The sequence below is a fragment of the Ensifer sp. ZNC0028 genome (assembly GCF_000799055.1).
GTDB lineage: Bacteria > Pseudomonadota > Alphaproteobacteria > Rhizobiales > Rhizobiaceae > Ensifer.
This window is the reverse complement of the sequence record NZ_JTLA01000005.1, coordinates 103,911-126,924: the sequence shown is the minus strand read 5'-3', so window position 1 is coordinate 126,924 and position 23,014 is coordinate 103,911. Positions and strand designations below refer to the sequence as shown.

18 protein-coding genes are annotated in these 23,014 nt (G+C 63.5%); 5 read left to right on the top strand and 13 right to left on the bottom strand.

What is annotated here, in order from left to right; all coding sequences use genetic code 11:
* Window positions 1-261: 261 nt before the first annotated feature.
* Together L981_RS01695 and L981_RS34945 are read left to right on the top strand one after the other, a co-directional pair.
* Complete coding sequence (locus L981_RS01695) at window positions 262-717, top strand: SRPBCC domain-containing protein (protein WP_043611143.1); 456 nt, start codon at window positions 262-264, stop codon at window positions 715-717.
* Window positions 718-917: 200 nt separating this feature from the next.
* A complete protein-coding gene (locus L981_RS34945) occupies window positions 918-1,085 on the top strand; it encodes a hypothetical protein (RefSeq protein WP_197067085.1) in 168 nt (55 codons plus the stop codon).
* Between the two features lie 59 nt (window positions 1,086-1,144).
* Here the strand turns inward: L981_RS34945 and L981_RS01690 are convergent, their stop codons facing one another.
* Window positions 1,145-3,214: an ATP-dependent helicase gene (locus tag L981_RS01690; protein ID WP_043611170.1), complete on the bottom strand. Its 2,070-nt coding sequence runs from the start codon at window positions 3,212-3,214 to the stop codon at window positions 1,145-1,147.
* Window positions 3,215-3,555: 341 nt separating this feature from the next.
* Here L981_RS01690 and L981_RS01685 point away from each other — a divergent pair, with 341 nt between their 5' ends.
* Window positions 3,556-3,735 carry a hypothetical protein gene (locus tag L981_RS01685; RefSeq protein ID WP_043611141.1) on the top strand — a complete coding sequence of 60 codons (180 nt, stop codon included), beginning with the start codon at window positions 3,556-3,558 and terminating at the stop codon, window positions 3,733-3,735.
* Window positions 3,736-3,923: 188 nt separating this feature from the next.
* Here L981_RS01685 and L981_RS01680 read toward each other — a convergent pair whose 3' ends face one another.
* The 9 genes from L981_RS01680 to hmpA form a co-directional block, all read right to left on the bottom strand.
* Complete coding sequence (locus L981_RS01680) at window positions 3,924-4,232, bottom strand: hypothetical protein (protein WP_245281553.1); 309 nt, start codon at window positions 4,230-4,232, stop codon at window positions 3,924-3,926.
* Window positions 4,232-5,704, bottom strand: a complete 1,473-nt coding sequence (gene cysG / locus L981_RS01675; RefSeq protein WP_043611138.1) for a siroheme synthase CysG — start codon at window positions 5,702-5,704, stop codon at window positions 4,232-4,234. Before cysG ends, L981_RS01680 begins: the two co-directional genes overlap by 1 nt.
* The gene (locus L981_RS01670) at window positions 5,676-8,333 is read right to left on the bottom strand and encodes a nitrate reductase (RefSeq protein WP_043611137.1); all 2,658 of its coding nucleotides are present in this window, start codon (window positions 8,331-8,333) and stop codon (window positions 5,676-5,678) included. The genes cysG and L981_RS01670 overlap by 29 nt, the downstream gene beginning before the upstream one ends.
* Before the next feature lie 2 nt (window positions 8,334-8,335).
* Window positions 8,336-8,671, bottom strand: coding sequence for a nitrite reductase small subunit NirD (nirD, locus tag L981_RS01665; protein ID WP_371258812.1), 336 nt, complete (start codon window positions 8,669-8,671; stop codon window positions 8,336-8,338).
* A 4-nt stretch (window positions 8,672-8,675) separates the two neighbouring features.
* Window positions 8,676-11,126 carry a nitrite reductase large subunit NirB gene (gene nirB, locus L981_RS01660; RefSeq protein ID WP_043611136.1) on the bottom strand — a complete coding sequence of 817 codons (2,451 nt, stop codon included), beginning with the start codon at window positions 11,124-11,126 and terminating at the stop codon, window positions 8,676-8,678.
* Window positions 11,127-11,143: 17 nt separating this feature from the next.
* Window positions 11,144-12,400: a nitrate/nitrite transporter gene (locus L981_RS01655; protein ID WP_043611134.1), complete on the bottom strand. Its 1,257-nt coding sequence runs from the start codon at window positions 12,398-12,400 to the stop codon at window positions 11,144-11,146.
* Between the two features lie 325 nt (window positions 12,401-12,725).
* Window positions 12,726-13,940, bottom strand: a complete 1,215-nt coding sequence (locus L981_RS01650) for a CmpA/NrtA family ABC transporter substrate-binding protein (RefSeq protein WP_043611131.1) — start codon at window positions 13,938-13,940, stop codon at window positions 12,726-12,728.
* Complete coding sequence (locus tag L981_RS01645) at window positions 13,937-14,539, bottom strand: ANTAR domain-containing response regulator (RefSeq protein WP_043611128.1); 603 nt, start codon at window positions 14,537-14,539, stop codon at window positions 13,937-13,939. The genes L981_RS01650 and L981_RS01645 overlap by 4 nt, the downstream gene beginning before the upstream one ends.
* Window positions 14,540-14,763: 224 nt before the next feature.
* The gene (gene hmpA / locus L981_RS01640; protein WP_043611125.1) at window positions 14,764-15,978 is read right to left on the bottom strand and encodes an NO-inducible flavohemoprotein; all 1,215 of its coding nucleotides are present in this window, start codon (window positions 15,976-15,978) and stop codon (window positions 14,764-14,766) included.
* A gap of 315 nt (window positions 15,979-16,293) precedes the next feature.
* Between hmpA and L981_RS01635 the strand changes: the two genes are divergently transcribed.
* Window positions 16,294-16,743, top strand: coding sequence for an Rrf2 family transcriptional regulator (locus L981_RS01635; RefSeq protein WP_052201528.1), 450 nt, complete (start codon window positions 16,294-16,296; stop codon window positions 16,741-16,743).
* 49 nt (window positions 16,744-16,792) lie between these two features.
* Here the strand turns inward: L981_RS01635 and L981_RS01630 are convergent, their stop codons facing one another.
* Window positions 16,793-17,254, bottom strand: coding sequence for an Lrp/AsnC family transcriptional regulator (locus L981_RS01630; protein ID WP_052201531.1), 462 nt, complete (start codon window positions 17,252-17,254; stop codon window positions 16,793-16,795).
* A gap of 152 nt (window positions 17,255-17,406) precedes the next feature.
* On the opposite strand from L981_RS01630, the gene L981_RS01625 reads away from it, so the two are divergent.
* Window positions 17,407-18,294 (top strand): DMT family transporter, encoded by an 888-nt coding sequence (locus L981_RS01625; protein ID WP_156133941.1) that lies wholly within the window; start codon window positions 17,407-17,409, stop codon window positions 18,292-18,294.
* Window positions 18,295-18,312: 18 nt separating this feature from the next.
* On the opposite strand, the gene L981_RS01620 is transcribed toward L981_RS01625, so the two are convergent.
* Both L981_RS01620 and L981_RS01615 read right to left on the bottom strand, forming a co-directional pair.
* Window positions 18,313-19,464, bottom strand: a complete 1,152-nt coding sequence (locus L981_RS01620; protein ID WP_043611121.1) for an efflux RND transporter periplasmic adaptor subunit — start codon at window positions 19,462-19,464, stop codon at window positions 18,313-18,315.
* Window positions 19,465-19,479: 15 nt separating this feature from the next.
* Window positions 19,480-22,623, bottom strand: a complete 3,144-nt coding sequence (locus L981_RS01615; RefSeq protein WP_043611165.1) for an efflux RND transporter permease subunit — start codon at window positions 22,621-22,623, stop codon at window positions 19,480-19,482.
* Between the last annotated feature and the right edge of the window lie 391 nt (window positions 22,624-23,014).

Genomic DNA, 23,014 nt, shown 5'->3' with positions numbered 1-23,014 from the left:
GAGCCGGCGGCCGAGGTCGGACAGGAAGCGGTCCGGCTCCGGCGAGGCGCTCGCCTCGTCCACGAGCCAGGCAAGGGGGACGGACAAATCCATGTCGAAGAGGATAGGGCCGCCGCCCTTGCCGACAAGCCCCGTGCCGCCGCCGCGCTGAGCGCAAAACGGGGGCGAACGGTGGCGCCATCCGCAATGGTGGCCTATGATTGCGGCAGCCCGCAGAAGGCTAGCAATCCGCGGGCAGGCCAATCAGCAAAGGGAAGACCGATGCCAGAAGCCCTCGTCGTCCGCCGCGAAACACAGATTCCGGCGCCCCCCGCCGCAGTGTTCGCTCTCTTGACCGACCCGGAAAAAATCCTGCGCTGGATGGGAACGGAGGCCGACACCAAGGCGGAGCCCGGTGGCCTCTACCTCGTGAACGTGACCGGCGCGCGTTTTGCCCGCGGGGCTTTCCGCGAGGTCGTGCCGGTGCATCGGCTTGCCTACAGCTTCGGCTGGGAAGGCAGCGACATCGTGCCGCCCGGCTCGAGCCTGATCGAGATCGACCTGATCGAGCAGCCGCCCGGAACATTGCTGCGCCTCACGCAAACGGGCCTGCCCAGCGCCGAACAATGTGCCGGCCATGCGGAAGGCTGGGCGCATTATCTGGAGCGCTTGGGCCAGGTGGCCTCCGGGCGCGATCCAGGCCCCGATCCCTGGCTCGGCCGCGACGGTGCGGCTTGATGACGACGTCTCTTGATTAAAACGCCTGGCCCTGAAGGCTTGACGACGGCGTTGGAATGCCATGTGGATTCAACGGGATTGGCGCGAACTTGCTTTTACATCTTATTGACGCCGAATCAGGACGTTAGGCGGGGCGCGTCACGAGTGGTGCGCCGGCTGAACGCGCCGAAACATATACGAATTTACCCGGGTGGGAGCGGATGGACGACAACAACATCATCAAGTTTGAACGACCAAAGCCGAAAAAGGAGGCGAAGCCGGCCAGGCCTGTGCCGCGGAAGGCGTTGATTTGGCTGGCAGTGATCGCGGTCCTGGTTGCAGTGTGGTCGTACTATCAGTTTATCGCGCCGCCGAGCATGCCGGGCTAACAAATCTTCGCGCCGTCTGCGGGTGGTCGCACGAACGTGCGGTCCATGACGGCCTTCGCTCACTTCCACATGGAGCGCATACGGGCGCCGACGTCGATGCGGATCTGCTTGGCGCTTCGCTCGCTGGCGCTTGCCGAAATCTTCGGCCAGCTGGTCGTCTCGAAGAATTGCAGCAATGTCGCCGGAATGAAGCGGGTTCGCGAGGCGTAGACATGCCGGTCGCCCTGGGCGTTCTGACCGTGGGTGAAGAAGCGCTGCGGCGTCACCAGGGACAGATGATCGCGTGCCCGTGTCATGCCGACGTAGAGCAGCCGCCGTTCCTCTTCGAGTTCGGCGGTCGTGCCCACCCCGAGATCGGACGGAATGCAGCCGTCGACGACGTTGAGCATGAAGACCGAGCGCCATTCCTGACCCTTCGCCGAATGGATGGTCGACAGGATCAGGTAGTCCTCGTCGAGCAGCGGCACGCCCGCCTGGTCGCTGGTGGCATCGGGTGGGTCCAGGGTCAGCTCGGTCAGGAAACGTTCGCGGTTCTGGTAGCCGCCGGCAATCTGCTCGAGCTGCAGCAGGTCGGCCTTGCGGGTATCGGCGTCTTCATGGATCCGGTCGAGATGGGGCTCATACCAGGCGCGCGCAGCGCCAATCTCCTGCGGCCATCCAGGCTCGGCCCGTCGTAGGCCGGACACCAGATCGACGAAGCCGGTCCAGTTCTCGCCGGTCTTGGCGGGAGGTGGGATCTCCGCAAGGGCTGCGAGCGGTTCCGGATCGGCGGCGATCGCATCGAGGATCTTTCCGGCAGTCTGCGGGCCAATACCGGGTAGCATCTGTAGCAACCGGAAACCGGCGACGCGGTCACGCGGGTTCTGCGCGAAGCGCAGGACCGCGAGCAGGTCCTTCACATGGGCGCTGTCGAGGAATTTCAGGCCGCCGAACTTCACGAACGGAATGTTGCGCCGAGTGAGTTCGACTTCGAGCGTTCCGCTGTGGTTGGACGAGCGGAATAGAACCGCCTGCTGCTTCAAGGCGATGCCGATCTCACGGCCAGCGAGAACCTGCTCCACGATATAGGCCGCCTGATCCGCTTCGTCCTTGACGGCGACGAGCAACGGTCGTTGCTCCGATTGCCTGTCCGTCCAGAGGTTCTTGGTAAACCGCTCCCGCGCCAGGCCGATCACGCCGTTTGCAGCGGCGAGGATCGGCTGCGTCGAGCGGTAATTCCGGTCGAGGGTGATGACGTCGGCGGGCTCAGGCGAAAAGGCGCTCGGGAAATCGAGAATGTTGCGAACCGTTGCGGCCCGGAAGGAATAGATCGACTGGGCGTCGTCGCCAACGACCGTCAACCCGTGGCCGCCGGGTCTGAGCGCCATCAGGATCGAGGCCTGCAGCCTGTTGGTGTCCTGATACTCGTCAACAAGAACATGATCGAAGCGTCCGCCGACATCTTCGGCAAGCTCCGGATCGGAAACCATCTGCGCCCAGTAGAGCAGGAGATCGTCGTAATCGAGCACATTCTGCGCCTGTTTGGCATCGACGTAGGCCGCAAACAACGCCTTGAGCTGTTCGTCCCAACCGGTGACCCAGGGATAGGCCGTCTTCAGCACGTCGCCAATCGAGCTTTCGGAGTTCACGACGCGCGAATAGATCGAAAGGCAGGTTCCTTTCGTGGGAAACCGGCTTTCCGTCTTCGAGAAGCCGAGCTCGTGGCGCACGAGGTTCATCAGATCGGCGCTGTCTTCCCGGTCGTGGATCGTAAAATCCGGGCCGAGACCGATTTGTTCGGCGTAGATGCGCAGGATCCGGGCGCCGATGCCATGGAAAGTGCCGGCCCAGGAGAGGGCGTCCGTCATGACTGCGGCATTGTCGCCAAGAACCTGGCGGCAGATGCGCGCGACCCGGCGGGTCATCTCGGCCGCTGCGCGTCGAGAAAAGGTCATCAAGAGAACGCGACGCGGATCGGCACCGTTGACGATGAGATGCGCGACCCGGTGGGCGAGTGTATTCGTCTTGCCGGAGCCGGCACCGGCGATGATGAGAAGCGGGCCGCCGACCTGTCCTTCCGGCAAGCCGATACCGTGCTCGACCGCTTCGCGCTGGCGGTCATTGAGTTTTTCGAGATAGGCGGCGCTCATGCGTTCCCGTTCGTTTTCGTCGCACTCCGTCACAGCCCGCATCGATTTGCATCCAAGAGACAGGCAGGAACAAAGAAAGAACTAGCAATTTAGCATCCAGATGAAAACCCTGACGTCGCCGAGTTTCCCTTCTTGCAGCGTCGGAATGTCACTCTTCCAAGGTTTTGATGACCTGTGAGACCGCAGATGGGGTTGTTTGCGACAGTAGGTGTAATCGACCTCATCGACCGATCTATACCTATGGCTGTGCGCCGCACGAAGAACGCGCGACGGCTTGTGGCCTTATATGGTGAATTAGAAATATGCTTTGCTCCTGCGTCCACTCGAAAGAGGAAGAGCACATGGACGAACGGAGCGTTGAAGAGACCTGCGAGGACACCGGCTCGACCGCCGAACTCCAGGAGATTGCCCGCAAGCTGGCGTCGCTCGCCCAAGAGATCAGGTCAATTGCAGCGACCCCGCTCGGCGAGACGGTCGTATTCGACGAAAGCGGCGATAGATCGGAAACGGCCGTCCACTGACCTCGGTGGCCGACGTCGGACGGTCATTCCTCAATTGGGGTATGGCCGTGACCCGCCTGCGAGCTTAGAACCAGCCTACGGTGGCGACCTTGGGATATTCGGGACGTCGATACGAGGCGACGCCTTCGAATATCCCTTGGTGCGACAGCGGACGCCGGTGATTGCTCGTGCGGGCAGCATTGAGCCTGTCACGCCACGACCGTAATCGTCATTTCGATGTAGCCGGCAAGACATAGGGCCGAGGCCAAGATGCGCGGCGTCGATGGCACGGCTTGCATTATTTTCGCCAGGAAGATGCCGCCGGCGATGAGCAATCCGCCGAGAAGCAGACCGTGTTCCGCAACGGCGAGGCCGATGGCGCAGAGGTTCACGGCACTCGCAACCATGGTGAGGGGCGCTGCGGCCAACACAGCGTTCGATTGAGCCAGGAAGATGAGCCTGAAACGCGGCCAGCTGAGGCCGATGGCGAGAACGAGGAACACCAGGGAGATGCCCATCAGCATGCTCCGGCGAGAGTGTGCTTGATCGATCGGGCCTGCTTGTCCCGGGCTGAAAACACGTCGCCGACAGCGATGAGGACAGGGTTGTCGTAGCCGATCTCCACTATACCCTCCGGGATTGTGGCGAGCGTGCCGCGCCAGCTGCGTTCCGTCGGCCGGCTGACATCGCTCATGATCACGGCCGGTGTTTCAGGCGGACGGCCTTCGCCGATAAGCTTTTCGGCAATCAGCCCCGCCGTTCGGCCACCCATGTAAAAGACTGCCGTGCTGCGCGGATCGGCAATGCCTGCCCAGTCGACATCATCGGGCAGGCCGCCGTGGCGGGAATGACCGGTCACCAGCCGAAGCGACTGGGCATAGTCGCGATGGGTCAGCGACAGACCGAGACGGGAGGCCATGGCGCTTGCGGCAGTGATGCCGGGGATAACGTCGACGGGAATGTTTTCGCGGTCGAGATGAGCGATTTCCTCGCCTGCCCTGCCGAAAACCATGGGGTCGCCGGATTTCAGCCGCACCACGCGTTTCCCAGCCTTGGCGAGCTTGACCATCATGGCATTAATGTCTTCCTGCCGGCAGCTTTCGCGGCCGCCGCGCTTTCCGACGAGCATGCGCTTTGCCTCCCGCCGGGCGAGTTCGAGCACGTCCGAAGAAACGAGGTCGTCGAAAAGGATGACATCGGCCGACTGCAGCGCGCGCACGGCCTTCAGCGTCAGGAGTTCGGCATCGCCCGGTCCCGCGCCGACCAAAGTCACGTGACCGATGGCGGGGGCTCCCGCGAGCCTTTCGGCATCAGCAAGAAGCACCCCGCCTACGCCCTCCTCCGGCGTATCCATGGTCGAAAAGACGCGATCGGCAAAACGCTCCCAGAAGAGGCGGCGCCCGGGACCGGGCTCGATCCGGCGGTTCACCGCCCCGCGAAGAGCCTGGGCCAGCGCTGCCCAGGCCTTCAAGCTTTTCGGCAGAAGCGTCTCGATCTTGCGGCGGATCGTCTGGGCGAGGATCGGGGCGGCGCCATCGGTCGAGATTGCAACGATGACGGGCGAGCGGTTGACGATCGAGCCGAACTGGAATTCGCAGAAATCCGGCTTGTCGATAACGTTGACCGGAACGCCCGTCGCGCGGGCGGCCGTGAAGAATGCCCGCGCCTCCGCCGCGTCCTCGCAATCGCCGACGGCGAGCGCGGCACCGTCAAGATCGGCGGGCGCCCAGTGCCGGCGATTTAGCCTGATGATGGCGGTGGGGTGTTGCGGGGTACGGCCGGCAAATGTCGCGAGCGCCTCGTCGTCCCCTTCGGCGTAAAGGTCGACATGCGCGCCGCAGGCGGCCAGCAGTTCGGCCTTCCACATCGCTCCGTCCGTTGCGCCGGCCACCACGACGCGCCGGCCCTCCAGCGCCCAGAATACGGGCAGCTTGGCGAGCGCTTCCATCCGGGCAGGTCCGTCACTCTGCGGCTGCTGCAAGACATCCATCGATGATCCCCCTGATTTCGGCGCGGCAGGAGCCGCAATTGGTTCCGGCATTGAGCGTGACGCCGACGGCCTCGACGCTGTGGCAGCCGCCGCGTACGGCCGCGACGATCTGGTTGACGCCGACACCGAAGCAGGAGCAGACGGTGGCGCCGGGATCCGGCTTGTCCGCTCCCGGCCGACCGGCGACGAGCGCGAAGCGCTTGCGCAGATTGGCATGCTCAGCGGCCAGCTGGGCGATCGCCCAGTTGCGTGCGACGGCGACCGGTTCACCCGCGAGGAAGAAGGCTGCGAGAAGCCGTGCGCCGTCGAAGAAGGCGAGCCTGATGTCGCCGGTCTGTGCATCCGCATAGCCGAGCGGCTCTACGCCTTGCGGGATCGCAAGAACGCGGCGGCACCAGCCGGCCCAGTCGTCCACCGGCTCGGCAAAAGCCAGTTCCAATCGCCAGCCGCCAGCCGCCTTCGCCAGCGCCCAGTAGGCGGCATCCGGATCGACCGGCTTTGCCAGTGAGACGGCAAAGCCGTAGTGCGTCGCCTTGAACATACGCGCGGCGACGGCAACGTTCTTCGATGCCGGCTGGCCCGAGAGACGATCGGTGATCGGCGGCACGAGCACATCGATGCGTGCCTTGGCCGCAAACTGGTCGTTCCAGTGCATCGGCGCGAAAATGCTGCCGCGCGCCTGGCGCTCGGTGATGAGTGCGCGCACGACCACTTTGCCCTGCGGGCTTTCGATCTCGACGAGGCCGGCGTTGCCGACGCCGATTTCCATCGCATCGCGCGGGTGCAGTTCCGCGAACGGTTCGGCGATATGGGCAGAGAGGCGCGCGCTTTTGCCTGTGCGGGTCATCGTGTGCCACTGGTCGCGGATGCGGCCGGTGTTGAGCGTGAACGGGTAATCGGCATTGGTGCGGTCGGTCTCTGCCGGTCGAACCGCCACGAACCGGCCCCTGCCGTCAGCGTGATAGAAGTTGCCCGCCGCAAAGAAACGGCTTTCAGCGCGCTTCTGCCCCTCCGGCTGAGGCCATTGGAAAGGCTTCAGCCCGTCGTAGTCTTCGAGCGCAAGGTCGGCATGGGCGCCGATGTCGAAATCGCGGCTGCCGGCGTTTTCGAAGGCGGAGAGCGCGGCATGTTCGCGGAAGATCGCGGCGGGCACTTCGTAGGCGAAGGCAGCGGCATGGCCCATGCGGCGGCCGACTTCGGCCAGTTGCCACCAGTCTGCCCGGGCTTCTCCCGGTGCGGCGAGGAACGTCCGCTGGCGCGAGATGCGGCGCTCGGAATTGGTGACCGTGCCGCTCTTTTCCCCCCAACCAAGCGACGGCAGCAGCACATGCGCGTGGCGGGTGGTATCGGTCTCTTTCAGGATGTCGGAGACCACGACAAAAGGACAGGCGCGGATCGCGGCCTCGACGGCGTCGGCATCCGGCATCGAGACGACAGGGTTCGTTGCCATGATCCAGAGTGCCTTGACGCGACCGTCTGCCACCGCCTGGAAGAGATCGACGGCCTTCAGCCCCGGCTTCTCGGCAATCTTCGGCGAACGCCAGAAGCGCTGGACGCGATCGCGGTCGCCGGCATCTTCGATCGCCATGTGTGCGGCGAGCATATTGGCAAGCCCGCCGACCTCGCGGCCGCCCATCGCGTTCGGCTGGCCCGTGAGCGAGAACGGGCCCATGCCCGGCCGGCCGATGCGGCCGGTCGCGAGATGACAGTTGAGGATCGCGTTGACCTTGTCGGTGCCCGAGGAGGACTGGTTGACGCCCTGGCTGTAGCAGGTCACGACCTTTTCGGTTGTCGAAAACAGCCGGTAGAATTCGCGCAACTGCATCGCCGGAAGGCCGGTCCGCTCGAGCACGTCGTCGAACGAAACACCGCCGGCTGCGAGCAAGGTATCACCGAAGCCGGCCGTATGCGCAGCGACATAGTTCTGGTCGACGGCATTGCTGGAAACCAGATGTGAGAACAGCCCGACGAAGAGCGCCACATCGGCGTCGGGCCGGATCGCGAGATGCAGGTCTGCGATATCGGCCGTCATGGTGCGGCGCGGATCGATGAGAACGATTTTGAGGCCCGGCCGTTTCGCCTTGGCGGCGGCAAGGCGCTGGTAGAGGACGGGGTGGCACCAGGCAAGGTTCGATCCGGTGAGTACGACCAGATCGGCCAGCTCCAGATCCTCATAGGTCCCGGGTACCGTATCCGAACCGAAGGCACGGCGATGACCGGCAACCGACGAGGACATACAGAGACGTGAATTGGTATCGATGTTGGCGGAACCGACAAAACCCTTCATCAGCTTGTTGGCGACGTAGTAGTCCTCGGTGAGCAGCTGGCCGGAGACGTAGAAGGCGACCGAATCTGGCCCGTGTTCGGCAATCGTTTCCGCAAAGCGCGTAGCGACAAGGTCGAGCGCTTCGTCCCAGCCAGCCTGGCATCCGCCGATCTCCGGATGCCGCAGCCGACCATCGAGGTCGAGGGTCTCGGCGAGCGCGGATCCCTTGGAACACAGCCTGCCGAAATTGGCGGGATGGTCGGTATCGCCGCGCACTGCGACGGCGCCGTTGTGATCGACCGTCGCGATGACCCCGCAGCCGACGCCGCAATAGGGACAGGTGGTCTTGACCTCCTTTTCCATGGTCATTCCGCCGCAATCAGCAGGCTTTCGAGCGCAATGAACAGCGCGCCGCCGTCAATGCGCACCGGAATGGTGCGCACCGCGCCTTCGTCGGCCCCGAGGGCCTTGCCGGTTTCGAGCGAGATCGCCCAATTGTGCAAGGGGCAGGTCACCGCCTTCGCATGGACGATGCCCTGCGACAGCGGCCCACCCTTGTGCGGGCAATGGTCCTCGATGGCGAAGACCTCGTTTTCGGCGGTGCGGAACACGGCGATCTTGCCCTGAGGCGTCTTCACGCAGCGCGCGCCTCTGAGCGGAATATCCGAGATGTCGCCGATCGGGTGCCAGGTCATGTCCATCATCTCACTCCGCAGCTTGAGGGAAGCCGACCGTCGCCATCGGCCGGAACTCGTGTTTGTCCTTGCCGGAGACGCGCTCCGACCAGGGGTCGACCTGGGCAAATTTCTGGCTGAAGACGAAGCGATCGTAGTAGGCCTTGCGCTTGTCCGTATCGTCCATGATCTGGCGGCGGATCTCGTCGAGGCCGACGCGTTTCGCCCACTTGTAGATGCGCTCGAGATAACGCGCCTGCTCGCGGTACATCTGCGTCAGCGCCACGATATGCTCCAGCGCCTCATCCTCGGTCTTCACCAGGCCAAGTACTTCGGTGCCCTTGATGTCGAGCCCTGCAGCACCGGCGAAATGGATCTCGAAGCCGCTATCGACGCAGATGACGCCGATATCCTTGCAGGTGGCTTCCGCGCAGTTTCGCGGACAGCCGGAGACCGCCATCTTCAACTTGGCGGGCGTCCAGGAACCCCACATGAACTTTTCGATGCGGATGCCGAGGCCGGTGGAATCCTGCGTGCCGAAGCGGCACCAGTCCGAACCGACGCAGGTTTTCACTGTGCGCAGACCCTTGGCATAGGCCTGGCCCGAGATGAAACCGGCCTTGCCGAGATCGGCCCAGACGGCGGGCAGGTCCTCCTTTTCGATGCCGAGCAGGTCGATGCGCTGGCCGCCGGTCACCTTCACCAGCGGAATTTCGAACTTGTCGACCACGTCGGCAATCGCCCGCAGTTCGCCGGAATTGGTGACCCCGCCCCACATGCGCGGCACGACGGAATAAGTACCGTCTTTCTGGATGTTGGCGTGAACACGCTCGTTGATGAAGCGCGACTGGTAGTCGTCGGCATATTCGTCGGGGAAGTCGCAGACGAGGTAGTAGTTCAGCGCCGGGCGGCACTTGGCGCAGCCGCAGGAGGTCTTCCATTCCAGCTCTTGCATGACCGCGGGAATGGTCTTCAGGCCCTTGGCCTTGATCAGGCGACGTACGTCGTCGTGGCCGAGATCGGTGCAGCCGCACATCGGCTGGACGGCGGCCGGACTGTAGCTCTCGCCGAGCGTCAGCGTCATCAGCTGTTCGACAAGGCCGGTACAGGAGCCGCAGGAGGCCGATGCCTTGGTATGGGCGCGCACCTCGTCGAGCGACGTCAGGCCCTTGTCGGCAATCGTGGAAACGATCTTGCCCTTGCACACGCCGTTGCAGCCGCAGATTTCCGCATCATCCGGCAAGGCTGCAACGGCCGCCATAGGGTCCAGCGGAGCGCCCCCCTGGTAGGCCTGGCCAAAGATCAGGGTCTGGCGCATCTCGGAGACATCGGTCTCCTTCTTCTTCAAGTCGTTGAACCAGGCACCGTCGGAGGTTTCGCCATAGAGCACCGTGCCGATGATGCGGTTTCCCTTCAGCACCACCCGCTTGTAGACACCGGCCGTGGCGTCGCGCAGAACGATCTCCTCGCGGTCGTCGCCATCGGCAAAGTCGCCGAGCGAGAAAAGTTCGATGCCGGTGACCTTGAGCTTGGTCGGCGTGTCGGAATGGACAAAGGCGGCGGAGCGGTCGCCAGCCAGATGCGAGGCGGCGACACGGGCCATCTCGTAAAGCGGCGCGACGAGGCCATAGACCATGCCGCCCGCTTCCGCACATTCGCCGAGCGCCCAGATGCGGCCATCCGAGGTCTGCATGCCCTGGTCGACGACGATGCCACGGTTGATCGCAAGGCCGGCTTCCTTCGCAAGGCCGACACTCGGCCGGATGCCGACGGCCATGACGACGAGCGTTGCCGGAATGATGCGGCCGTCGTCGAGTTCGATGCCCTCGACCCTGCCGTTGCCGACGATCGCCTTGGTGTTGGCCTTGCAGATGATCTTGATGCCGCGGCCTTCCAGCTCCTTCTCAAGGAGGTAGCCGGCGGCCGGATCGAGCTGGCGGTCCATCAGCGTCGGCATCACGTGAAGAACGGTGACATCCATGCCGCGACCGGCAAGACCGGCGGCCGCTTCAAGGCCGAGCAGGCCGCCGCCGATGACGACGGCTTTTTCGCGCGACTGGGCGGCGAGCAGCATGGCCTGCACGTCATCGAGATCGCGATAGGTGATGACGCCGGGCAGGTCCTTGCCGGGCACCGGCAGGATGAAGGGCACCGAACCGGTCGCGATCACCAGCTTGTCATAGCTTTCGGTCACGCCATGGTCGGAGGTCACGGTTTGGGCATCGCGGTCGATCGCGACGATGCGATGACCCTTGTAGAGCGTGATGCCGTGTTTGATGTACCAGCCGTCGCCGTGGATGATGATCTCTTCGTATTCCTTTTCGCCCGACAGCACCGGCGACAGCATGATGCGGTCGTAGTTGACGCGTGGTTCGGCGTTGAAAATAGTCACTTCGTAGCGCCCGGGCGCCTTTTCCAGCAGGTGCTCCAGCATGCGCCCCGGCGCCATGCCATTGCCGATGATGACGAGTTTCTCGGTCATGGTCTGTCCTTGTCTGTTTACGCGGCAGCAGCCGTCGGCAGGGTGAGCGCGCGGCGCTCCATCTGGCGGATCGAGAGATGCATCCACAGAAGCGATGCGACGACGACGGCAAAGAGAAGCAGGAAGCAGCTCGACCACAGGCCGGTCGCATCCTTGAGCAGGCCGAAGGCGATCGGCAGGACGAAGCCGCCGAGCCCGCCGACCATGCCGACGATGCCGCCGACCGCGCCGACATTGTCCGGATAATAGGCCGGGATGTGCTTGTAGACGGCGGCCTTGCCGAGGCTCATGACGAAGCCGAGCACGAAGACCGTGACGATGAAGACGGCAGGCGTGATGCCGAAGCCGTGGCCCTCGCCGGCGGCCGGCAGCGACAGGATCAGTGTTGCCACCGCCGAGATGCCGAGCATCCAGTACATGACGCTACGCGCGCCCTTGCGGTCGGAAAGCACGCCGCCGAAGGCACGGAAGACGCTGCCGGGGATGGAGTAGGCGGCTGCGACCATGCCCGCCACGGCGATATCGAAGCCGTAGACGCCGACGAGATAACGCGGCAGCCACAGCGAGAGGGCGACGAAACCGCCGAAGGCGAAGAAATAGTAGAGAGAGAAGCGCCAGACCTGGGCGTTCTTCAGCGGGGCGAATTCCTGGAGCAGGCTGCGCTTCGGCGTCTGGCGCTCGCGGCGGCTGCGGAAGGCCGGATCGTCGCTTGTCGTGAACCAGAAGACGAGCGCCGTGACGACGAGTGCGGCCGCCCAGATCTCGGCAACCGTCTGCCAGCCCGAGGCAATGAGGACGAAGGGCGCGACGAATTTCGTCACCGCCGCGCCGACATTGCCGGCGCCGAAGATGCCAAGCGCCGTGCCCTGCTTTTCCGGCGGAAAGAAGGGCGAGACATAGGCGACGCCGACCGCGAAAGAGCCGCCGGCAAGACCGATGCCGAGGCCGGCGAGCAGCATCTGCGGATAGGTCGTGGCGTAGGTGAGCAGAAAGGTCGCAAGGGCTGCGGCCAGCATCGTCAGCGTATAGACGAGGCGCCCGCCGTAGCGCCCGGTCCAGACGCCGAGCAGGATGCGCACCAGCGAGCCGGTGAGGATGGGCGTGCCGACCAAGAGGCCGAACTGCGCTTCGGTCAGCGCGAGGTCCTGCTTGATGCGGATGCCGATGATCGCAAAGATCGTCCAGACGGCGAAACAGATGGTGAAGGCAAAAGTGGACATCCACAAAGCCTTGGCGGGTTCGCTGGCGGATAAAGGCTGCTTGTTCTCAGACATGGCTTCTCCGAGGCCCGACAAGGTCGTGCCGCTCCATCTTGGGGGTGAAAAACAAAAAGCCGCTGGCCAGGTATGCCCGACACGGTTTGCCCCGTGTGCGCAGTCCTGATCAGCGGCTTTGCTGGTGGGGCGCCCGTCGTTGGACGCCGATCTCTTGGCCCGAGGGCCTGCAATAAGAAAAGCAATCAGCGTGCCAGTTTTGGCAAGCTATTGATCTAAAAGAAAAAGTGGAATTGCCGGCCTGGTGTCATCCCGGCGGATGACATTCCTTGGTGCAGTGCGAAGCCATTTTTTGTGCAATGCGCATAAATTAGGCGTCGCGCATTCAGTTCGCAGACTGGGCCGCGATATAGGCATCGAGGTCGTCGGGATCGAAGCGTCCGCCGTCGAAGAAACCATCGGGCCCAAGCGTCAGGGCGCCCGACGAGCCAACCGGGGTTTCCACGGTCAAAGCGCCTTCCACCTTGGCGCTTGCCGACGGCATGGCGATGCCAAGGTGTTTCAGGGCGGCGCGGTAGATGTCCGGGCGATAGGTTTCCGCGGCGATGCGCTGGCGCTCGGCCATATGCTCGATCTGCCGCCAGCGCACCATCTGGGTGTAGAACCAGAGGGCATGGCTCTTCCAGGGGAAGGTCGCAGCCTTGGCGTTCGGAACGAAGAAGTCCCTGACGGCCCGGACCTTACCACCGCCGACCGGCAGGGTGCCCTTGAGGGCGGGAAGAAGCAGTTCGGCGTCGCGCCCCACATAAGCAGGCCTTGCCAGAAGGGTCGCGAGCGTCTCGTGGTTTTCCGGGCGGGCGCACCAGAGCGAGGCCAGATGAAGCGCCACGAGCAAGGCGGCCATGGCCTCCGGGTTGGCTTGCCCCCACCGGGCGTTGACGCCAAGGACCTTTTCCGGGCTGGACCGCCAGATCGCTGCCTTGACGGTGGCGAGATGCGCGCCGCGGCGAAGCACGCCGAAGGTGTTCCAGGGCTCGCCGGCGCAATAGCCGTCGATCACGCCTTCGGCGAGCGCATCGCCCATATCGGGCGGCGGCAGCACGACGATCTCGATATCACGGTCCGGATCGATGCCGCTCGCCGCCAGCCAGTAGCGCAGTTCGTAATTGTGCCCGGAATAGGGGTGCACGACTGCAAAGCGCAACGGCGCGCCCATCTGCGCATCGATCGTCTTGCGCAGGGCTGCACCGTTCGCGCGCGCATCGAGATCCGTGGTCGCGCCGTTTTCCGCCATCCTTTGCCAGAGCGCCGGAGACACAGTCACCGCATTGCCGCCGAGACCCAGCGCCATCGGCACGATCATTTCAGGCGCCGGCACATTGAGACCGAGATTGCCGGCGATCGGCATCGGCCCGAGAATATGCGCGACATCGACATGGCGAACCGCAAGCCGGTCGCGGATGCTTGCCCAGGAACGTTCGCGCAAAAGGGTTAGGTCGATCCCCTGTTCCTCGGCAAAGCCCATCTCGCGGGCGACGACGAGCAGCGCACTGTCGAGCAGCGGCACGAAACCGGCGGTGATGGCGTGGCGCGTCGTCATTCCTTTCCTCCCGGATCGAGCAGGCTCGCCGCCGTGACGAGGCTTTGGGCGATCTCAACGATCTTGCGGTTCTGGTTCATCGCCGTCCGCCGCAGCAGCGCATAGGCCTCTTCTTCGGAAAGCCCGCGCGAGCGCATCAGCAGCCCCTTGGCGCGATCGATCACCTTGCGGTTTTCCAGTTCGCCGCGTGTCTCCTCGAGTTCGCGGTTGAGGCGGGAGAAGGCGTTGAAGCGGCTGATCGCCATTTTCAGGATGGGGCGCACCCGTTCCTGCTTCAGGCCGTCGACGATGTAGGCAGAGACCCCGGCTTCGACCGCCGCCTCGATGGAGGCCTCGTCGGACTTGTCGACGAACATGGCGATCGGGCGCCTGACCGCGCGCGAAAGCTGGAACATGCTCTCCAGCATGTCGCGGTTCGGGTTTTCGAGATCGATGACGATGACGTCGGGATTGAGATCGGCGATGCGTCGCGCAAGACCATGCATATTGTCGATGACGGTCACCTGGTCATAGCCCGCGTCGCGCAGCCCGTCCTCGATGATGGCGGCGCGGATGCGGTTCTCGTCGATAACCAGGACGTTTAGTCTGTTGTGCTGCATGCCACGACCGCATTCTGACCAAGCTTGACCTGCCGTGTCGGCTCTTTTTGCAATGCAGCATGGCCGGTCCGAAAGCAAGGACGATCTTTCGGATGGCGCTCACGCACAGCCGGGACTGCCAGATCCTCGGCGAAGATCGGCTTTGCCGCGGCGCGAAGGTCGCGCCGCGGCAATGAGGAGATCAAGCACTTCCACGGTCCGTGGAAGTGCAGACAGAGCGCATTTCAGGCTGCAATGAGTTCGTCGGCTGGGCCGAAGAATTCGTAGTGGACCCGCTCGCTGGAAACGCCTTCCCGGGCAAGAGCCGGGACAAGCGCCCGAAGGAACGGTTTGGGGCCACAGAGATAGAATTCGGCATTGGCGATGGGCGTGTGGTTGCGAAGCCATTCCGCCGTTATGAAGCCGTCGAAGTCGTGCGACAGCCCGACAGCATCCCCGTTCGCAGGCGCGCTGTAAAAGCTACTGATCGTGATCTTGCCATGGGCATCGGCGAGTTCGCGAACATGCCGATCCATGGCATGCGTGCCGCTGTTCAGCGCGCCGTGGACGAAGTGCGCCTCGAGGTTTGGATGTTCCTCGGCGATCGTCTCGAGAATGCTGACCATGGGCGTCAGGCCAACGCCACCCGACAGCAACACGACCGGTGCCGCCGGCGCTTCGGGGAGGAAGAAGTCGCCAGCCGGCGGGGTCGCGCTCAAGACGGTGCCGACGGTTGCCTGATCGTGGAGATATCGCGATCCGCCTTGTCCCTGTGCTTCGCGCTTCACGGAGATGCGGTAGAAGCTGTCGTTTGGGCCGCTGGAGATCGAGTAGTTGCGCTTGATCTCCAGGCCATTGTCCAGTTGGAAGCGAAACGTCAGGTATTGCCCGGGTCTGTGGCGCACAACGCGACCGCCGTCCTTGGGTTTCAGGATAAACGAGGTGACGACGTCGCTTTCGCGAATTTTTGAGGCGATGACGAAATCTCTCCAGCCGTTCCATCCGCCCGAGCGCGCCATCAGCTCGTCGCGGATGGTGGCTTCGCGCTCCTTGAGAATGTCGGCGAGGAACCAATAGGCTTCGCCCCATGCGTTCAGGAGCTCAGGGGTCGCCGCAGTTCCGAGCACATCCTCGACGGCGGCGAGAAGAGCCGTGGCAACAAAGGGATAGTGCTCGGGGAGGATGTGGTAGCCGATATGCTTTTGGGCGATCCGTTCGACGACCGGGCCGAGCACGCCGAGATTATCGATATTCTGCGCGTAGGCGAGAATGGCGGCCGCAAGCGCGTTCACCTGTGAACCGCCTTCGCCCTGATTGGCGTGGTTGAACAGCGCGCGGATGTGATCGTCTTGGAAGAGGCGGGCATACATGCTTTTCGTGATGTCCGCTCCATGGGCCGCGAGCGCCGGAGCGCTGGCCTTCACGATCTGGACAGTCTCGGGGGAGAGTGGTTTCGGCATGATCTTTCCTTTCGGTGGGACGTATCAGTGAGGGCAGGTTGGTGATCCTGGAAATGCATCCGGCATTTCGATGGGCCGGTGATCGGGGGCTGTGTCCCAGTCCCTCGCGGCAACGCATCCCGCGCTCGAAATCCTGTCGATGCGGGCTTCGCCGTAGAAGTCTTCGACGATCATTCTGATCTCAGTTCCGACTGCCGTTCGCGCGGTCATCGCAAAACCCTTAAAGATGTATCTAAAATGCATCTATTCGCTCGCGATCAAAGATGCTAATCAAATGCATGTTTTTTGAACGGACTTTTTGACGCAGATCCCGCGATGAGGCTCACGAAATACACCGACTATGCGATGCGCCTGATGATCTATCTGGGCTCACAGCCGGCGGGGCTCAGCTCCATCCGGGGGATATCCGATACCTTCTCGGTCTCGCAGAACCATATGATGAAAGTGGTTCAAGACCTCGCGAATGCGGGGTTTCTGGAGGCCGTGCGCGGCCGCAACGGCGGTATCAGGCTTGCAAGGGCTGCAAACGAAATCAATCTCGGCGCTCTCCTCCGCCACACGGAGGAACTGGCGGATCTGATCGACTGCCGGGGCTGCCGCATCGCACCCGCCTGCAGCCTGCCGTCCGTCCTTTCGGAAGCCACGGCCGCCTTCGTCGCGGTCTTCGACAAGTACACGCTTGCGGATCTCGTCGAAAAACGCTCGACGCTCGGCGCGCTCCTGGGTTTTAGGGCGGCCGTGCCGGGCGAAGACTGCACCCTGTGACGAAGGGGTTTGCGGCTTGCGCGCGCTAGCTCGCTAGTCGCTCAAGGCGTCAGATCGGCAGCAGCGCGTCCGGCTTGACGTCGCCGACCGAGGCGTAGGTGTGCGTCTCCCGGACGCCGGGGAGGGGCAGGATGACCCGTTCGAGAAAATCCTGGAACAGCGACATGTCGGCAATGCGCGCCTTCACCAGATAATCGAAGCCGCCGATCACCATGTGGCATTCCAGAACTTCCGGCGCCTTTGCAACCGCCTCGGAGAAGCGCTCGAAGATATGGGGGGCGGTATGGTCAAGGCGCACCTGGATGAAGACGACGGTGCCCCGGCCGATCTTCTTCGGATCGAGGATCGCGCGCACGGCCTTCACATAACCCTCGCGGAAGAGGCGCTTGACGCGCTGGCTGGCGCCGGTCGGCGACAGGCCCACCCGGCCTGCGAGCTCTAGCGTGGTGCGCCGGCCGTCTTCCTGAAGCAACCTCAGCAGGGTTCGGTCGATGGTGTCGAGACCCGGAATTTCATTCTTCACGCTGAATGATCCTCAGTAGAGTGAATATCACGCAAAGTATCTGCAATCAGCATATTCAGACGCACTGAATGCGGCAATAGCATGCGCATATCGCAGGCGGAGAATGAGGGGTAATCGCCATGGCTGCAAGCGCTGATGATATGACGTTCGATGACAGTGCCAGTCGCCGGCGGCTCGCTATCCTCGCAGGGTTGGCGGTCGTCACCATCACCACCGTTCAGTTTGTCGCCGCAAGGTTCAGTCTGCGCGCGCATCTGACGCCGGCCGACATCGTTAGCCTGCGGTTCTCGGGCGCTGCCTTTGCGTTCCTGCCGGTGCTCCTGGGGATCGGCATACCAAGGCTGAGCCGACTCGGCTGGCGGAAGGCCGCTGTGTTGGCGCTGTTGACGGGGCTGCCTTACCCGCTGATCATCAATCAGGGACTGGCGCTTGCGCCAGCGGCCCATGCGGCCGCGCTCTCTCCAGCCGTAATCGTCTTCTTCTCGTTCCTGTTCTCGCGCGTCGTCTTCAAGGACAAGGTCTCCGGCGTGCGCCTGGCCGGTATCGCCACGGTCATTGCCGGCCTTCTGGTGTTCGTCGTCCAGTCGGGCGTTGGGGACGGGGAAACGCTGCGCGGCGATCTGTTGTTTGCCGTGTCGGGGGTCATGTTCGCGGCCTATGCGGTGCTGGTGCGGCTATGGTCCGTCGATGCGGTCACGGCGACGATCGCTGTCGTCTTTTGCTCCTGCCTGCCATTGCCCTTGCTGTATATCCTGGCGCCGAGCGGATTTGCCACCGCCCCGTTCGCCGAAATCGCCACGCAGTTCGTCATCCAGGGCTTTCTCGCCGGCGCGCTCGCGAGCGTTCTCTACACCTATGTCATTCGTCAATTGGGCCCGCAGCCTGCGTCGCTGTTCATGCCATGCGTCCCGGTGACGACGACCGCGGCGGGCGTCGTCGTTCTCGGTGAAGTCCCGACGCTGCTTCAGGTCCTCGCCATCGCCGTTATCACGTTCGGAATGGTCTTCCCGATCCTGAAAAGGACGTAGCCCGGGCCGATACTTGGCCTACTTCTGCGCCTGTTCGGCCGGCATCGGTTTGACCGGTGCGCCCGGGAAAATCTTCTGCAGGTTTCCGGCGATCACCTGGTCGCCCTCCGAAACCCCTGACGTCAGGCCGATGAGATCGCCGCTCGTCGGCCCGAGAGTGACGAGCCGCTGCTCGACGGTTTCCCCCTTGCCGACGACATAGATGTACTTGCCGAGCTGGCTCGAGCCGAGCGCCGTTTCCGGCACCATCAGCACGTTCGTTTCGTCGCGGATCTTCAGCCGCACACGAACATATTGGCCGGGCAGCAAGGAGAGATCCGTGTTGTCGATGGTCACACGGGCGACGACCGTTCCGGTGTTGCCCTCGACGGTGTTGTTGATGAAGCTGAGCTCGCCGCGATAGCGCGGTTCCTTGTCGCCGGGCAGAAGCACTTCCGCCTCCACCTTGCCCTTTGCCCGTGCTTTCTGGATGTCGGCGAGTTCCGTTTCGCTCGGGTTGAAGGAGACATAGATCGGCGAAAGCTGAACGAGGTTGTTGAGCGGTGTTCCCGCGGTGTTGCTGACGAGCGTTCCTTCCGGCGCCTGGTCGCGGCCGAGACGGCCAGAAAAAGGCGCGCGGATTTCGGTGTAGTCGAAGTTGATCTCGGCGGTGCGCACGGCCGCGCGCGACATGGCAAGTGCGGCCTCGGCCTGATGCACCGCGCTCTGGCGCTGGTCGAAGCTGTCCTTGTCGAGATAGCCCGTCGTGGCGAGTTCGTTGCCGCGGTTGAGGTTGGAACGCAAATAGGCGAGCGATGCCTCGTCCCGCTCGACCTGGGCCTTCGCCTGATCGAGCGCTGCGCCATAGTCGCGCGGGTCGATCCGGTAGAGCAGGTCGCCTTCCTTCACATCCGAACCGTCGGGCACCGCCTGCGATTCGATGTAGCCCGTGATCTTGGCGCGCAGCGTCACGTTGCGGATCGCTTCGGTGCGCGCCGAATAATCGAGATAGATGGGAATGGTTTTCTTGACGACCGAGGCGACCGGAACAGGCATGGCCTGTTGCGGCGGACCCACCGCCGCGCCGGCGTCGCCGCCCTTCAGCTCGAAGCCGCCGTTCTTGTAGTGATAGGCCGCAGCAAGGGCAGCGACCACGACCACTGCGGCAAGGACCAGTCTCGAACCACGCATGTCAGGCTCCAATACCTATTCCGCCGCCTCCGGCTCTTGACGCTGGCCGATCGGTTGCGAGGACGTGCCCTCGCGCCATTTTTCGATGACCGCGTAGAAGACCGGGACGAAAATCAGTGTGAGAATGGTTGCCGCCAGCATGCCGCCGAAGACGGTGGTGCCAATCGACTGGCGGCTGGCAGCCCCCGCGCCTCTGGCATACATCAGCGGCAGCACGCCGAGGATGAAGGCAAAGGCCGTCATCAGGATCGGCCGCAGCCGGAGCCGCGCCGCTTCCGCGGCAGCTGCGACCACGTCGAGCCCTTCCTCGCGCCGCCGTCTTGCGAACTCGACGATTAGGATGGCGTTCTTGGCGGCAAGTCCGACCAGCATCACGAAACCGATCTGCGAATAGACGTCGATCTGCATACCGCGCAGCCACAGCGCCGAGAGCGCACCCAGAAGCGCGAGCGGCACCGAAAGCAGCACCATGAAAGGCATCGACCAGCTTTCATACTGGGCGGCCAGGATCAGGAAGCAGAAGACGAGGGCGAGCGCAAAGACGAGCGCGGCGATCGAGCCTGCCCGGATCTCCTGATAGGTAATGCCGGTCCATTCGAATGTGTAGTCCCTGGGCAGCGTCGTTTTTGCCACCCGCTCCATCGCCGCCACCGCCTGGCTCGAGCTGAAGCCGGGCGCTGCCGCGCCGTTGATCAGCGCTGAGGGGTAGTTGTTGTAGTGGGTGATGGTCTCTGGGCCGACCGTCGGCTTGAACGTCCCGAGCGTATTGAGCGGCACCATTTCGCCTTCCGTGTTGCGGACATACAGGCGCGACAGGTCCGTCGCCGAGGCCCGCGCACCCTGGTCTGCCTGCAGCGTCACGCGGAAGGTGCGGCCGAAGATGTTGAAGTCGTTGACATAGAGCGAGCCGAAATAGATCTGCAGCGTGCTGAAGATATCCGGCAGGCTCAGGCCCAGCAGCTTTGCCTTGTCGCGGTCGAGGTCATAGTCGAACTGCGGGCTCGAGGTGCTGAAGGTGGTGAACAGCTGGTAGGGATTGATTTCCGGCTGCTTGCGCGCCTCTGCGATCAACGCCTGCGTCGCTTCGTTCAGCGCCTCGGCGCTGCGGCCGGCAAGGTCCTCCACCTGGAATTCGAAGCCGCCGGTAGCACCCAGCCCCTGGATCGACGGCGGGTCGAAGGCAAGCACCAGCGCATCCGGGATCTGTAAGAGTTGTGGCATCACCGCTTCGCGCAGCGCCGAGGCGCCCTGTTCGGGCGGCCGCTCGTCCCATGGCTTCAGCACGGCGAACTGCACGGCCGAGTTCGACTGGGCGGCAAAGGACAGGAAGTTGAAGCCGACGACAGAGCCGACGAAATCGACGCCGGCGGTGCCGCGCAGGATCTCTTCCGATCGCCGTGCGACCGCCTCTGTGCGTTCAAGCGAGGCGCCGTCGGGCAGCTGGATGACGACGAAGAAATAGCCCTGGTCCTCGACCGGCAGGAAGGTCGAAGGGATGCGCTGCCATAACGCGTAGGTCGAGGCGATCGCAGCGAGGAACACGGCAAACAGCGCCCAGCGCCAGCGCACGAGCCCGGCGACGCTGCGCGCATAACCGTGCGACAGCGCATGAAAGCCGCTGTTGAACCAGCGGAAGACCGCAAAACGCGGTTCGCCGCGATAGCGCAGGAACGCGGCGCTCAGCGCCGGACTGAGGGTCAGAGAATTGAAGGCGGAGAAGGCGACGGAGATCGCGACCGTCAGCGCGAACTGGTTGTAGAGGCTGCCCGCGACGCCAGGGATGAAGGCGACAGGGATGAAGACGGCAAGCAGCACCGCGGTCGTCGCGATGATCGGGCCCGTCACCTCCTGCATCGCCTTTTTGGTGGCCTCGAGCGGCGGCAACCCGGCCTCGAGCTGGCGTTCGACATTTTCGACGACGACGATCGCGTCGTCGACCACAAGCCCGATGGCGAGCACCATGCCCAGCAGGCTCAGCATGTTGAGCGAGAAGCCGAAGAGATACATCACGACCAGCGTCGCGATGAGCGAAACCGGGATGGCGATCGTCGGGATGATCGTCGTGCGCAGGTTCTGCAGGAAGATGAAGACGACGAAGACGACGAGTGCCAGTGCCTCGAGCAGCGTGAACACCACATCCTTCATCGCTGCCGAAACGAAGCGCGTGGTGTCGTAGAACATGTGGTAGGCGATGCCCGCGGGGAAGCGCTGCGACAGCTCGTCCATCTTCGCCTGCACGCGCGCCTGCAGGTCGAGCGCGTTGGAGCCCGGCGCCTGGAAGACGGCAAGCACGACGCTTTCCTTGCCATTGAAAGTGACCGACGAGGAATAGAGCAGCGCGCCGAGTTCGATGCGCGCCACGTCGCGCAGCCGCGTCGTCGCTCCGGTCGTCTGGTCGGCGCGCAGCACGATGTCGCCGAACTGCGACGGGTCGCTCAAGCGTCCGAGCGCGTTGATCTGCATCTCGAAGGGCGTGCCGGCCGGCGCCGGCGATTGCCCGATCTTGCCGCCGGCGACCTGGATGTTCTGTTCGGCAATGACGTTCTGGACGTCGACGGCGGTGATGCCGAGATTGGCCATGCGGTCGGGATCGAGCCAGACGCGCATCGAATAGCGGCGTTCGCCGAACAGCTGGACGTCGCCGACGCCCGGCAGGCGTTTCAGCGGATCGAGGATCTGCAGATAGGCGTAGTTGCTGACCGCGGCGAAATCGACCGAATTGTCGGGCGAATCCAGGCTGACGAGCACGGTGAAATTGGGGATTTGCTTGGCGATGGTCACGCCCGTCTGATTGACGAGGGCCGGAAGCGAGGAAGCAGCCTGCGAGACACGGTTCTGCACGTCGAGCGCGGCGACGTCGATCGGATAGCCCACTTCGAAGGAAATGATGATGCGCGACGAGCCGTCGTTCGAGCTGGTCGAGGTCATGTAGAGCATGCCCGGCACGCCGTTGATCTGCTGTTCGAGCGGCGTCGTCACGGTGTCGGCGACCACCTGGGCGCTGGCGCCCGGATAGTTTGCGGCAACGACGATCTGCGGTGGCGTGACGTCCGGAAACTGCGAGATCGGCAGCAGGAAATAGCAGATGCCGCCGGCAAGCGTCATGATGATGGCGATCGCCGATGCGAAGATTGGCCGGTGGATGAAGAAGTCGATCATGGGGCCGATCCTTTGGGAGCGCCACCATCGCGGCAGGCAGCGGGGCAGAAACTCGGCATGCATGTGCGCGCCGCGCGGACCTTGCGGTCAGCGACGGTCTCCCCAGCCTTCAGCCCATCCAGCATGCGCATCGTAAGGCTCCAGCACGAGATCATGATGGGCCGGTCCGGCCCTAATCACGACGACCAAATCACGAGCGTTATCGAATTTTAAAAGTCTCTGCGGTGTGCGCTCTGGCTAAAAGACGCCTGACGACCGCGCCCACCGACACTGCGCATAAAAATTTTCTGCTAGTTACCGCCGCCGTTTCCGGAAGAGCTTTTCGCGGCAAGTGGCTGCGCCACGATATGCCGCGCTGGCGAAAATGTTACTGGTCGGTAACATCGTCGCA

Coding starts and splice junctions, on each gene's coding strand:
- L981_RS01695 (WP_043611143.1), top strand. CDS start 262: ATGCCAGAAGCCCTCGTCGTCCGCCGCGAAACACAGATTCCGGCGCCC.
- L981_RS34945 (WP_197067085.1), top strand. CDS start 918: ATGGACGACAACAACATCATCAAGTTTGAACGACCAAAGCCGAAAAAG.
- L981_RS01690 (WP_043611170.1), bottom strand. CDS start 3,214: ATGAGCGCCGCCTATCTCGAAAAACTCAATGACCGCCAGCGCGAAGCG.
- L981_RS01685 (WP_043611141.1), top strand. CDS start 3,556: ATGGACGAACGGAGCGTTGAAGAGACCTGCGAGGACACCGGCTCGACC.
- L981_RS01680 (WP_245281553.1), bottom strand. CDS start 4,232: ATGGGCATCTCCCTGGTGTTCCTCGTTCTCGCCATCGGCCTCAGCTGG.
- cysG (WP_043611138.1), bottom strand. CDS start 5,704: ATGGATGTCTTGCAGCAGCCGCAGAGTGACGGACCTGCCCGGATGGAA.
- L981_RS01670 (WP_043611137.1), bottom strand. CDS start 8,333: ATGGAAAAGGAGGTCAAGACCACCTGTCCCTATTGCGGCGTCGGCTGC.
- nirD (WP_371258812.1), bottom strand. CDS start 8,671: ATGGACATGACCTGGCACCCGATCGGCGACATCTCGGATATTCCGCTC.
- nirB (WP_043611136.1), bottom strand. CDS start 11,126: ATGACCGAGAAACTCGTCATCATCGGCAATGGCATGGCGCCGGGGCGC.
- L981_RS01655 (WP_043611134.1), bottom strand. CDS start 12,400: ATGTCTGAGAACAAGCAGCCTTTATCCGCCAGCGAACCCGCCAAGGCT.
- L981_RS01650 (WP_043611131.1), bottom strand. CDS start 13,940: ATGACGACGCGCCACGCCATCACCGCCGGTTTCGTGCCGCTGCTCGAC.
- L981_RS01645 (WP_043611128.1), bottom strand. CDS start 14,539: ATGCAGCACAACAGACTAAACGTCCTGGTTATCGACGAGAACCGCATC.
- hmpA (WP_043611125.1), bottom strand. CDS start 15,978: ATGCCGAAACCACTCTCCCCCGAGACTGTCCAGATCGTGAAGGCCAGC.
- L981_RS01635 (WP_052201528.1), top strand. CDS start 16,294: ATGAGGCTCACGAAATACACCGACTATGCGATGCGCCTGATGATCTAT.
- L981_RS01625 (WP_156133941.1), top strand. CDS start 17,407: ATGACGTTCGATGACAGTGCCAGTCGCCGGCGGCTCGCTATCCTCGCA.
- L981_RS01620 (WP_043611121.1), bottom strand. CDS start 19,464: ATGCGTGGTTCGAGACTGGTCCTTGCCGCAGTGGTCGTGGTCGCTGCC.
- L981_RS01615 (WP_043611165.1), bottom strand. CDS start 22,623: ATGATCGACTTCTTCATCCACCGGCCAATCTTCGCATCGGCGATCGCC.